This window comes from Cellulomonas sp. NPDC089187 (assembly GCF_040685135.1).
Lineage (GTDB): Bacteria > Actinomycetota > Actinomycetes > Actinomycetales > Cellulomonadaceae > Cellulomonas.
On the sequence record NZ_JBFBHI010000003.1, the window covers coordinates 262,352 to 273,914 of the forward strand.

Annotated in this window: 11 protein-coding genes and 1 riboswitch; of the genes, 4 read left to right on the top strand and 7 right to left on the bottom strand. The window is 70.9% G+C overall.

The window, feature by feature from the left end; translation table 11 throughout:
- Nucleotides 1-81: 81 nt before the first annotated feature.
- Together ddaH and rocD are read left to right on the top strand one after the other, a co-directional pair.
- Nucleotides 82-912, top strand: coding sequence for a dimethylargininase (gene ddaH / locus AB0N78_RS09495; protein ID WP_363388948.1), 831 nt, complete (start codon nt 82-84; stop codon nt 910-912).
- 22 nt (nt 913-934) lie between these two features.
- The gene (gene rocD / locus AB0N78_RS09500) at nt 935-2,131 is read left to right on the top strand and encodes an ornithine--oxo-acid transaminase (protein WP_363388951.1); all 1,197 of its coding nucleotides are present in this window, start codon (nt 935-937) and stop codon (nt 2,129-2,131) included.
- A 3-nt stretch (nt 2,132-2,134) separates the two neighbouring features.
- On the opposite strand, the gene AB0N78_RS09505 is transcribed toward rocD, so the two are convergent.
- The gene (locus AB0N78_RS09505) at nt 2,135-3,196 is read right to left on the bottom strand and encodes a hypothetical protein (RefSeq protein ID WP_363388953.1); all 1,062 of its coding nucleotides are present in this window, start codon (nt 3,194-3,196) and stop codon (nt 2,135-2,137) included.
- 218 nt (nt 3,197-3,414) lie between these two features.
- On the opposite strand from AB0N78_RS09505, the gene AB0N78_RS09510 reads away from it, so the two are divergent.
- Nucleotides 3,415-3,879, top strand: coding sequence for an Lrp/AsnC family transcriptional regulator (locus tag AB0N78_RS09510; protein ID WP_363388956.1), 465 nt, complete (start codon nt 3,415-3,417; stop codon nt 3,877-3,879).
- Here AB0N78_RS09510 and AB0N78_RS09515 read toward each other — a convergent pair whose 3' ends face one another.
- From AB0N78_RS09515 to AB0N78_RS09530, 4 genes are all read right to left on the bottom strand, one after another.
- On the bottom strand, nt 3,880-4,842 hold the full coding sequence (locus tag AB0N78_RS09515) for a universal stress protein (protein WP_363388959.1): 963 nt from the start codon (nt 4,840-4,842) through the stop codon (nt 3,880-3,882).
- A gap of 94 nt (nt 4,843-4,936) precedes the next feature.
- Nucleotides 4,937-5,443 carry an HNH endonuclease gene (locus AB0N78_RS09520; protein ID WP_363388962.1) on the bottom strand — a complete coding sequence of 169 codons (507 nt, stop codon included), beginning with the start codon at nt 5,441-5,443 and terminating at the stop codon, nt 4,937-4,939.
- 173 nt (nt 5,444-5,616) lie between these two features.
- Complete coding sequence (locus AB0N78_RS09525) at nt 5,617-6,375, bottom strand: C40 family peptidase (protein ID WP_363388965.1); 759 nt, start codon at nt 6,373-6,375, stop codon at nt 5,617-5,619.
- A 2-nt stretch (nt 6,376-6,377) separates the two neighbouring features.
- Nucleotides 6,378-6,569, bottom strand: a riboswitch (cyclic di-AMP (ydaO/yuaA leader).
- A gap of 197 nt (nt 6,570-6,766) precedes the next feature.
- Nucleotides 6,767-7,465 carry a metal-dependent transcriptional regulator gene (locus AB0N78_RS09530; RefSeq protein ID WP_363388968.1) on the bottom strand — a complete coding sequence of 233 codons (699 nt, stop codon included), beginning with the start codon at nt 7,463-7,465 and terminating at the stop codon, nt 6,767-6,769.
- Nucleotides 7,466-7,556: 91 nt separating this feature from the next.
- Between AB0N78_RS09530 and serC the strand changes: the two genes are divergently transcribed.
- Nucleotides 7,557-8,693: a phosphoserine transaminase gene (serC, locus tag AB0N78_RS09535; RefSeq protein WP_363388971.1), complete on the top strand. Its 1,137-nt coding sequence runs from the start codon at nt 7,557-7,559 to the stop codon at nt 8,691-8,693.
- Nucleotide 8,694: 1 nt separating this feature from the next.
- Here the strand turns inward: serC and AB0N78_RS09540 are convergent, their stop codons facing one another.
- Both AB0N78_RS09540 and AB0N78_RS09545 read right to left on the bottom strand, forming a co-directional pair.
- The gene (locus tag AB0N78_RS09540; protein WP_363388974.1) at nt 8,695-9,594 is read right to left on the bottom strand and encodes a hypothetical protein; all 900 of its coding nucleotides are present in this window, start codon (nt 9,592-9,594) and stop codon (nt 8,695-8,697) included.
- A 132-nt stretch (nt 9,595-9,726) separates the two neighbouring features.
- Nucleotides 9,727-11,532 (bottom strand): DUF4012 domain-containing protein, encoded by a 1,806-nt coding sequence (locus AB0N78_RS09545; protein WP_363388977.1) that lies wholly within the window; start codon nt 11,530-11,532, stop codon nt 9,727-9,729.
- Nucleotides 11,533-11,563 lie beyond the last annotated feature (31 nt).

Here is an 11,563-nt window from a genome sequence, read left to right on the forward strand (position 1 = left end):
ACGCAACATCGGTTACTGAATCCTGCGTCGAGCGGCTCGTACCCTCGACAACAGTCCACACCGCACCCCCAAGGGAGTCCCATGGCCACCACGCCGCAGCCGACCCAGCGCCGCTACCTGATGTGCGAGCCCACCCACTACACGGTCTCCTACGAGATCAACCCGTGGATGGACTCGACCCGGTTCACCGACGCAGAGCTGGCCGTACGGCAGTGGCGGGTGCTGCGTGACCTCTACCTGGAACTCGGGCACACCGTCGACCTGATCGACCCGATCCCCGGCCTGCCGGACATGGTCTACGCCGCCAACGGGGCCACTGTGGTCGACGGCATTGTCTACTCCGCGAAGTTCCGCTACCCCGAGCGCCAGCCCGAGGGCCCGGCCTATGAGAAGTGGTTCGCCGACCACGGGTTCGTCACGCACACCGCGGAGGAGGTCAACGAGGGCGAGGGCGACATCCTGATGGTCGGGGATCTCCTGCTGGCCGGGACCGGATTCCGCACCGATCGTGCCTCACACGGGGAGATCGCCCGGGTCACCGGCCGCGAGGTGGTCACGATGGAGCTGGTCGACTCGCACTACTACCACCTGGACACCGCGTTGAGCGTGCTGTCCTCCGACCCGGCCGCCCCGCTGATCGCCTACTACCCGCCGGCGTTCTCCGACGCCTCCCGCACCGAGCTGGAGCGCCGATTCCCGGATGCGGTGATCGCCTCCGAGCAGGACGCCGCCTGCCTCGGACTGAACGCGGTCTCCGACGGCAAGCACGTGGTGGTCGCCCCCGGGGCCACCGACCTGGCCGCCCAGTTGACCGAGCGCGGATTCGAGCCGATTCCGGTGGACACCTCCGAGCTGCTCAAGGGCGGCGGCGGAGCCAAGTGCTGCACGCTGGAGATCCGCACCGCCCCCTGACCCCCGGAACGGAGCGCCATCGATGACGTCGTCGGACACCCTTGCGCACAACTACCACCCGCTGCCGGTGACGCTGACCAGCGGTGAGGGTGCCTGGGTGCGCGACGTCGAGGGACGGACCTATCTGGATCTGCTGGCCGGGTACTCCGCGTTGAACTTCGGTCATCGTCATCCCGACCTGACCGCCGCCGCGCATCGGCAGCTCGACCGGTTGACCCTGTCATCACGGGCTTTCGACCACGATCTGCTGCACCCGTTCGCCGAGGCACTGTCCGCCCTGTCCCGCCCGGTGATCGCCGGGATCGACGCGCCGATGGTGCTGCCGATGAACACCGGTGCCGAGGCGGTGGAAACCGCGATCAAGACTGCCCGCAAGTGGGGACATCAGCGCGGGATCCCCGAGGACGAGGGCACCATTGTGGTCGCGGAGGGCAACTTCCACGGCCGCACCACCACCATCGTGTCCTTCAGCACCGATCCGGAGGCACGCCAGGGCTTCGGCCCGTTCACCCCGGGGTTCCGGGTCGTGCCCTTCGGTGATGCGCAGGCCCTTCGGGCGGCGGTCGACGAGCGCACCGTGGCGGTGCTGCTGGAGCCGATCCAGGGTGAGCAGGGCGTGGTGGTGCCGCCTGCGGACTACTGGCCGACGGTGCGGCAGATCTGCAATGACACCGACACCCTGCTGATCGCGGACGAGATCCAGTCCGGACTCGGCCGCACCGGCACCACCTTCGCACTGGAACTGTGGGGCGTCCGGGCCGACCTGATGACCCTGGGCAAGGCGCTCGGCGGCGGCGTGCTGCCGGTCTCGGCGGTGGTCGGTTGCCCCGACGTACTGGGCGTGCTCACCCCGGGCAGTCACGGGTCGACCTTCGGCGGGAACCCCCTGGCCTGTGCGGTCGGCCTGGCGGTGATCGAACTGCTGTCCACCGGGCAGGTACAGCACCGCGCCCGCGAGCTCGGTACACACCTGCATGAGCGCCTGCGCACCCTGGTCCAGGGCGGGCTGCTCACCGGCACGCGGGGTGTCGGACTGTGGGCCGGCCTGGATGTCGACCCGGCCTGGGGCACCGGTCGGCAGCTGTGCGAGCGGCTGCTGGAGCTGGGCGTGCTGGCCAAGGACACGCACGGCTCCACCATCCGACTCGCACCGCCGCTGACCATCGCTGCCGAAGATCTGGACCTCGCCCTGGACCGGTTGACCCACGCGCTGCGCTGATCCTCAGCTGAACACCATGGCGGTGTAGAGCACGCCGTTGATGGTGACCGCGCCGATCGCGACCCGGCTGACCCCCGATTTGAGGATCCACGCCCGGTGCGGCGGGGAGTCCATATACGCCTGGATCATGTACCCGTCGTTGATCGGCTGCACCCACCCGACAATGTGATCGCGGCCCGAGTGCCAAATGCTGCCCGCCGCGGCCATCGCCGCCGCGTGATTCTGCAGACTCGAGGAGCCGACCACGCTGAGCCCCGGCAGACCAGCTGCTGCCCGGTGCTGATTGAGCACCGCTCCAAGCCCGGCGGCCCCGTAGGCCTGCACCCCGGGAGCCCAGCCACCGGTGCTCGGCGCGCTGCCACCACCGCCACCACCGCTGCTGGGCGGGGCCGGAGACCGCTGCTGACGCTGAGCCGCTGCCTGTTCCGCCGCGGCCTGCTCTGCGGCGCGCTGGGCAGCCAACCGTTCCTGTTCGGCGTGCCAGGCATCCTCCTGCTCCTGCACCACGCGGGCCGCGTCGGCGGTGCCGACACGGACCTCTCGCAGGTCGACCGGGCTGGCTCCCGAGCCCAGCCGGGCCAGTGCCTCCTCCAGTGCGTCGGCAGACGCGCGCAGGGCAGCGAGGTTCTCGGCCCCGGCGTGTTCAGCGGCCACTGCCAGCGCTCGCGCCTGTTCCGCGGCGGTGCGGGCCTCCGTCAGGGCACGCTCACGCGCCTGCGCCCCGGTGACAGCGGCCTGCTGCTCGCGCTGGTGGTCGAAGAACTCCTGATCGACCGCGTAGGCCGCGTCCACGACCTCGGCGCGCCCCTGCATCGCCGCCTGGGCAGCAGCCGCCCGTGCCCGTTGGTCGAGGACGACCCCGACGGTGACGGCCAACGCCAGGACAGCCACACCCGCCGTCCACGCGATGACCCGGCGCCATCGATGCCGCGTCAACGGTGGCCAGGCGATCCCGCCCACCTGATTATTCGCACCGGTGCCGGGCAGATCCTGCCGGTGATCCGGCGGGTTGTCCTGCGTGACGGCCGGGCGCGATGCGCGCGTCTGAGGCTCGATGCTCGTCATGCCGATCCCCTTTCCCAGCATTGCCCCCACCTCATCGGCACGTCCTCGTGCCCACGTGAGATGTCAGAACGGCCGATGCCGACTGCGGCAGGGACCGCCCTGCTGGTGACGCCATGTCATCAGGGGTATGACCGGCGTGGTGGTGTCATCTGACCACAGGGCAGCTCATCCCGCGCGGGGCGTCGCGCGATGCACGCCTGCTAGGCGAGGATGCAGGAATGCACCAGCCCCCAGCGCTCGACGCCATTGACCAGGCGATTGTCCGCGAGCTCGCGCTCGATGCTCGCGCGTCGTTCGCAGAACTGGGTGCAGCGGTCGCACTGTCCGCGTCGGCGGTGAAGCGACGGGTGGATCGGCTGCGAGACTCGGGGGTGATCCGCGGGTTCACCGTCCGGCTGGACCCGGCGGCGGTCGGCTGGCAGACCGAGGCGTTCATCGAGCTGTTCTGCCAGGGCTCAACATCACCGGCGACCATGCGCCACGCAGTGGAGGGCTACCCGGAGGTGGTCGCCGCCAGCACGGTCACCGGTGATGTGGATCTGGTGGTCCAGGTTCGCACCCGGGACATGCAGCATCTGGAGCAGGTGGTGGAACGGTTCGCCGCCGAACCGTTCGTGGTGCGCACCCGGTCGACCGTGGTGCTGTCCGCCCTGCTGCGTCGACCGGACCTGCCTACTGAGTAATCAGGCGGTGGCGGCGGCGCTGCCCCGGTCGCTGGCGTTCTCCTGGCAGCGGTTGGTCACCACCATCACCGGGCAAGCAGCGTGGTGCAGCACCGCCTGACTGGTGGAGCCGAGCAGCAGCCCGGTGAAACCGCCCCGACCACGGGACCCGACCACGATCAGGTCAGTGGCGGTGGAGAACTCGGTCAGCAGCTCCGCACCGGTACCGTCCAGCACATGCCGCTTCACCGTGACGCCGGGGTAGTCGGTCAGCGCCCGCTCGACGACCACGTTCAGGCCCTCGGTGACATCGGCCAGCACCTGGGTCTGGTCCACCGCGGCAGGCAGCCAGGCCATCACACCCGCGCCCGCCCCGACCGGGACCCCGGCCACCGCGGTCAGCTCCGCGCCCCAGGCCTGGGACTCCTCGATCGCCTGCCGCAGCGCCAGATCCGCCTGCGGGGAGCCGTCGACACCGACGATGACCCGGCGCACCGGACGCACCACCGGCACCGAATCGTCTTGCGGCACCGCACCACCACGACGGGAATCGCGCAGCGGCACCACCACAGTGGGGCAGTAGGCGTGGGCGGGCAGCGTGCTGGATACGGTGCCCAGCAGCCGGTCGGCGAATCCGCCCTTGCCCCGGGTGCCGACCACGGCCAGACAGGCCTCACGGGACAGTTCCACCAGAACCGCCGCCGCGTCCCCGGTGGCGACGGTGGTGCTCACCGGAACGTCATGGGCGGCGACCCGCTGGGCGGCCTCCTCCAGCACGGCCCGGGCACCCTCCTGGATCGCCGTGTCGTCGAGGGCGGCATAGCCACCGTCCAGTGAGGCGGCCGCGAAGGACGGCAAGGTGTACGAGCACACCACGTGCAGCCCACGGCCGCGGACCTTCGCCTCGGCAGCAGCCCAGTCCAGGGCGTGCATGCTCGCCGCTGATCCGTCGACACCGACCAGGATCTCCGCGTCACGCTTCATGGTTTCCGACCTCCTCGCAGGAACGGGTCCAGTCTGCTCTGGTTTGAGGTCCGGCGCACCCTCCTGTGAGGGTTTCTTGACCTTCGCCCCGCGCTCAAGCGACCAGGTAGGCGGTCCAGGCCGGGTCCTGCGCCATCGTGCCGCGCAGGAACGCGGCCGGGCCCCGGGGGACGGCGGGCTGCACGCTCAGCTCCCAGCCGAGCTCGTGCAGCAGGTGGTCAGCCTTGCGGTGGTTGCAGCGGCGGCAGGCGGCCACCACGTTCTCCCACTCATGCCGACCGCCCCGCGACCGCGGGTGCACATGGTCGACGGTGTCCGCCCGGGCACCGCAGTAGGCGCACCGGTGGTCGTCGCGTTGCAGCACGGTACGGCGAGTCGGCGGCACCGGCCGACGATGCGGGACATGCACGTAGCGGGTGAGGCACAGGACGGCAGGCCAGGACATCGCGGCATGTTCCGAGTGCAGCACCAGGCCGGTGGTCTCGAGCACCACCGCCTTCCCGGCCAGCACCAGGGTGACCGCACGCGGCAGGCTGACCACGCACAGCGGCTCATGGCTGGCGTTCAACAGCAGGGTCCGAGCAGGGACGGTCTGGAGCACGGCGAACTCCTTGCGGCGGGGACCCGCCTGGCTGGCGGGTCCGCTGGGGAGACAGCGCGACCAGCGTACGCGCAGCCTGCGACCACGCACCCGGTCTTATCCGCCGATCCACCGCGAACGACAATGGCCCCCGCACCGTGTGGTGCGGGGGCCGTTCGAGAGTCGCCTGCGGATCAGCCGATCCGGATGAAGACCGGGTTGCTCTGCCAGATGGAGCGGAACTGCACGGTCTTGCCGGGGCGCGGGGCGTCGATCTGCTGGTTGCCACCGGCATAGATCGCGACGTGGCCCGGGGACCAGATGATGTCGCCCGGCTGGGCCTCGGCAGCCGAGACCACGGTGCCCGCAGCCTTGATCGCCGAGGACGTGCGCGGCAGGGAGATGCCGAGCTGCGCGTAGACATAGGACACGAACCCGGAGCAGTCGAAGCCGGCCGGGGTGGTGCCACCGGAGACGTAGGGCACGCCGACGTAGCGGGCAGCGATCTCCAGCACGGCGTTGCCGGACACCGACTGCGGCACCGGGGCGGAGACCGGGGCCTCCACGGCGGCGGTCTCGGTCCGGGTGTTCGAGCGGGACGTCGTCTCGGTGACGGTCTCCACCACCGGCTCCGGCTCCGGGACCACAGCGGTGACGGCGGGGGCCTCGAAGGTCCACGCGGCGTCGACCGGGGCGGTCACCTGGGGGGCGGTGTCGAGCACGGCCCGCGCCGAGGCGGTCAGGTTGGTGGTGTCCACCGAGCCGAGGGCGGTGTCGTTGGTCGACGGCGCGGCGTGGGCCGGGACGGCGATCATCGAGACCATCAGGCCGGACGACGCCGCGACAACGGCGGTGCGGCGACCGGCACCGGCAAGGGTGTCGGTGAGCTCGGTGAGCGGGGTGACGGGGCGACGCGCGGAACGATGCCGGGCGCGTGCAGCACTAACGGTCACGTACAGCCTCTCCTGGTGCCTACGAGGTGAGCTGTCGGGTTCGGACTGGAGATGTCCGGCCGCGGCACCGTCCTCACGGACGCTGTTCGCGACTTCACCCCAAGGACGCACCATGGCGCCCGAAGTTGGTTCCCCCGCCCCTGCCGGCGATCGAACGGACTTCGGGTGATGGCAGGGTTCGGCTGGCCACCCGAAGGCTCAGACGGAGGAGGGTTCCGACGAGCAGGACCGACCGTACCTGACCCCCTGCGGGATTGTCACGTTCCGGTCACGGTCTGTTTCCCCACCGGATGTACGCCCGCCCCGCGGGCTCCCGATACGACAGCGCCGCGGTGCTGGTCGCAGGACCGAACACCGCGGCGGGACGCCGTGCGGGTGAAGACGGAGAAGGTCAGGCCGTGGCGAGGAACACGTGCCGGGCGATGTCCACGGGCAGGTCGAGCACCGCCTCCGCGCCGGGGGCACCCAGGGTGACGACACCGCGCCCCGGGGTGGCGGTGACCTCACGTCCGGGCAGCAGGCCGAGCGCCGACATCCGGCCAAGCAGCTCCACGTCGGTCTGCAAGGGCTCACCGAGCCGCGACAGGGTGCCGTGCACGGCGGCACCGGAGCGCTCCACCAGGTGCACCACCGAGTCGACACCGTCCAGGAACGACACCGGCGCGGGCGGCTCGCCGATCTCAGGCAGGCCGGGAATCGGGTTGCCGTAGGGGTCGAACTGCGGGTGACCGAGCAGATCCGCGAGCCGCTGCTCCACCCGCTCGCTCATGACGTGCTCCCAGCGACAGGCCTCCTCGTGGACGAATTGCCAGTCGAGCTTGACCACGTCGGTGAGCAGGCGCTCGGCCAGCCGGTGTTTGCGCATCACCTGGGTGGCCTTGTGCGCCCCGGCCTCGGTCAGCTCCAGATGCCGGTCCCCGGAGACGATGACCAACCCGTCGCGCTCCATCCGGGCCACCGTCTGGGAGACCGTGGGCCCGCTGTGTCCGAGCCGCTCAGCGATTCGGGCGCGCAACGGGGTGATGCCCTCCTCCGACAACTCATAGATCGTCTTGAGGTACATCTCGGTGGTGTCGATCAGATCGCTCACGCCGGTGCCTTCCTGTCTCGCCCGGGGCCTCGTCCGTCCACAGGTTAGTTGGTCGATCCCACAGCGGAAGGTCTGTGAGTAGGGTCGGCGTGTGACCGTGAGCCGCGACACTCTGCCGGATATCCCCGCCCCTCTGCTGCCGCGGGATGGCCGGTTCGGTTCCGGGCCTGCGAAGGTCCGGGCCGCGCAGGTGCAGGCGCTGGTGGATGCCGGTCGGAACCTGCTCGGAACCTCGCACCGTCAGGCGCCGGTCAAGGCCGTGGTGCACCGGGTACGCGCTGGTCTGTCTGCGCTCTTCGATCTGCCGGACGGCTACGAGGTGGTGCTGGGCAACGGGGGCAGCACCGCCTTCTGGGAGGTCGCGGTGGCCTGCCTGATCGAGCAGCGGTCGGCACACGCCACCTTCGGAGAGTTCGGGTCGAAGTTCGCCGCTGCCGCCCGTCGGGCACCCTTCCTGGACGAGCCCGCGGTGACCGAGTTCGCGCCGGGCACCGCGGGCCTCCCGACGGCGACCGACGGGGTGGATGTCTACGCCTGGGCGCAGAACGAGACCTCGACCGGTGCCATCGCCCCGGTCCGGCGCGCGATGGACTACGGCGATGCCCTGGTGCTGGTGGACGCCACCTCGGCCGCCGGTGGCATGGCAGTGGACGTCCGGCATGCCGACGCCTACTACTTCGCGCCGCAGAAGAACTTCGGCGGCGACGGGGGGCTGTGGTTGGCGGTGCTGTCCCCCGCGGCCCTCGAGCGAGCCGCCCGGGTGGAGTCGCGCGGTGACCGCTGGGTGCCGGAGTTCCTGTCGCTGACCGCCGCGGTGACCAACTCCCGCGCTGATCAGACGCTGAACACCCCGGCGCTGAGCACCCTGATCACGCTGGCGGAGCAGATCGACTGGATGCTGGCCAATGGCGGACTGGACTGGTGTGCCCAGCGGACAGCGACCTCCAGCGGCCATCTGTACGGCTGGGCCGACGCCCGGGACTGGGCCACCCCCTTCGTCCGCGAGCCGGAGCAGCGCTCGCCAGTGGTCGGGACCATCGACTTCGCCCCGGAGGTCGAGGCAGCGACCGTGTCGACGGTGCTGCGGGCACACGGGATCGTGGATGTGGAGCCGTACCGCAAACTCGGGCGCAATCAGCTCCGGGTGGCGATGTTCCCGGCGGTCGACCCGGAGGACGTACTGGCGCTGACCGCCTGCATCGATCACGTGGTGGAGCGGCTGGTCTGAGTCAGTCGTCCGCGGGCCGACGACGGGCGAGGCGGGCCACGGCCAGCACCACGACGCCACCGGCGAGCAGCAACCCGGCCAGACGTAGCTCGGGATGCGGGTCGGTTCCGGTCGTCGCCAACACCCCGGAGCGGAATGCCCCCGCCGGCACAGTGGGTTCGGCTGCCAACACTCCACTGCGGTAGATCGGCTGGTCGACGATGGCGGAGGTCGGGAGCACCGGATCGTCCTGACCTTCGGGCGTGGTCGTCTGGTCGGGGTTCGCGCAGGGTGCTGCCTCCGACGGGTACGCCACCACGGTGGCCACACTCGGGTTCACCTGGAACAGCAGCGCCACACGCGGACGCACCCAGTCGTCCTGGTCGCCGGGGGTCAGCGAGCCGTCTGCCTGCCGGGTCCACCCTGGCCAGTCGACGACCTGACCTGCCTCGATCACGACGCCGGGCCACAGCACCCGACCGGACAGTGGCAGCCCGCTGTAGACGACATCCGCACCGCCGGGGTTCTGCCAGGTGAGGGTCACCGTGGTGTTCGGGGTGCCCTCGGGTCGCACGGCGTACTCCAGCACCGGTGCACCGCCGACGCAGGCGGCACGGGCGCGTTCCAGGATCAGCTGGCAGACGCCCCGGGGCGCATAGCCATCGGCGGGTTGAACGCAGGCCGTGGTGTTCGGGGCGGTGAGGTCGACCGCGCCCGGCTGCACGTCACCGCTCGCATCGGGGTCCGTGGGGTCGGGCAGACCCGCAGTGGCGGCCCGATGTGCTGCCGTGGCGGTGTCACCCGTCGGGAGATCGGCGGCGCGCGGGGCTGCCAGCGCGGCGGTGCCGCCGGTGCCGAGCAGGAGGCCAATCCCGATCAACACCGCTCCCGCCGACGTCGGGCGGATTCGTCGTCGCGACATGGTGCCTCCCCCTACGCTCGGCCTCATCGTCGAGCGCACTCCGAACCGGACAAACCGGACATTTATCGTCGACTGTAGCGCCGGTGCGGCCAGGATCAGCGAGATCGAGCGGGTGACTTCTGCCTCGCCTCGCTATAGCCCGGCGCAGACAGCAGACACTCGGCCGGGTGCGTCCACCGTCGGCGTGGTCCACAGATCGAGCCGCCCACCGGGGGCGGGAACTTCCACGACGTAGGACTCCCCGCCGCCGGGAGCTAGCCGCGAGGTGACGGTGTGGACCGCACGCCCATCAATCTCCGCCACGGCACCGCCGAGCGGGTTGCCGTTCCGGGTCAGCGCATCGAGCACACCGTGGCGGGCCGTGTACAGCGACAGATTGGTGGCAATCCACCCCGCAGGGAGTCCGGCACCACCGTCGCCCAGCACCTGCGCGGGCGCACGGTCGATGTCGGCGGGCGGGTGATAGTCCAGGCGCAGCGTGATCCGGGCCGCCGGCTGCGGACCGTGGCAGCCGGTCAGTTTGACATCGATTCGGGCGTCCAGGTCGACACCGAGTTTGCCCGCGGTGGTGTCGTCCAGGAACAGCCCCACCGCCCCGCCCCGGTCGATGCCGGACAGGAAGTCCCCGGCCACTGCCGATCCGGCCAGGACGCGCTGTTCTGCCGGGTCGGCTGACCACAGACGCAGCCGCCCGTCGTCGACCTGCCGGGCCAGCACCTCCGCCACCGCCATGAGCGCGGCAGGCCGGGAAAGCACCGGAACCAGCGTGGCGAAGGCGGCGGCGGCAGCGCGGGCATAGAGCGCATCCCCCGCCTGGGGGTCGCCGTACTGGAGATAAGCCTGGCGCAGCAGCAGGTCGATCAACCCGTCAGCGCCGACCCACTGCCCATCCACGTCGATCTGACCACCCACCGCCGAGAGCACGGCGGTCAGCGCAACCGGATCGGTGGCCACCACCCCGTCCACCCGCTCACCCACCACCCGATCCCAGTACGCCGCAGCCAGCTCGGCGGAGCGCGGGAAGTCCGGGGTGAGCACCACATCCTGGATCCAGCGGCCGAGGCGGTCGCCGTAGAGCACCTGTTCCTGACCGGTGAGCGGCAGGACGGGGTCGGCCTGCTCGGGCAGCTGCGTCGTGCCGCGCTGATCGGTGAGCCGCAGCACCCCGTGGTCGAGGGTGAGCACCAGGGCGGAACCGACGATCCCGCCCTGGGTGCGCAGCTCCGCTGGGTTGAGCGCGAGGAGCAGGTAGCGCCGAGCGCCGTCCAGGGCGAGCAGTTCGGGCAGATGGTCGGCGATCCCGGCGGCGGAGCGCAGAGCCTCTGGGTCCAGGTCGACCACCGGCGCGAGGCGATCCAGTCCAGAACGCACCGGTCCGACCAGCCCAGAGGGATCGACTGAGGCCAGCTCGGCGTGCAGCACGAGCAGGGTGTCCACGGCCCGGGAGAGCACCGGGGCCGTTTGGGCGAGCGGGCGGAGATCGAGCCCCCCGGAGCTGACGTCCGCCACCGCCGGGTCGGCCTGACCAGTGGAACCGGCGGCCCTCGACCCGTCGTCCTGCGGGTCCGCCTGCACCGCCGTCACCAGGTCCAGCACCCCCTGCGCCGGCTCGCCGGCCAACCGATCAGCAGCCCGGGCCACCGCGGTCACCACCCGCAGGTCGTCACCGATCCAGGGCAGCCGGGCCGCGACCCGCACCACCGGGTCGCCGGTCGCGGATCGAGCATGGGCTGCGGCCTCCCGGATGGCTGGCAGCCGCTGCTCGAGCACAGAAGTGTCACCCACAGCCACAGCGGTGCTCACCGGGTCCATCTCCGCTGAGAGGCGCTCCATGGCATCGACCGCTTGCGCCATGCGGAACCCGACCCAGAGTCCGAGCAGCAGCACGAGCCCGAGCAGCAGCAGGACGCCGCGCAGGATCCACCGTCGGACAGTCACCGCTTGATAGTGACATCCCGGACATATCGGG

Coding starts and splice junctions, on each gene's coding strand:
- ddaH (WP_363388948.1), top strand. CDS start 82: ATGGCCACCACGCCGCAGCCGACCCAGCGCCGCTACCTGATGTGCGAG.
- rocD (WP_363388951.1), top strand. CDS start 935: ATGACGTCGTCGGACACCCTTGCGCACAACTACCACCCGCTGCCGGTG.
- AB0N78_RS09505 (WP_363388953.1), bottom strand. CDS start 3,196: ATGACGAGCATCGAGCCTCAGACGCGCGCATCGCGCCCGGCCGTCACG.
- AB0N78_RS09510 (WP_363388956.1), top strand. CDS start 3,415: ATGCACCAGCCCCCAGCGCTCGACGCCATTGACCAGGCGATTGTCCGC.
- AB0N78_RS09515 (WP_363388959.1), bottom strand. CDS start 4,842: ATGAAGCGTGACGCGGAGATCCTGGTCGGTGTCGACGGATCAGCGGCG.
- AB0N78_RS09540 (WP_363388974.1), bottom strand. CDS start 9,594: ATGTCGCGACGACGAATCCGCCCGACGTCGGCGGGAGCGGTGTTGATC.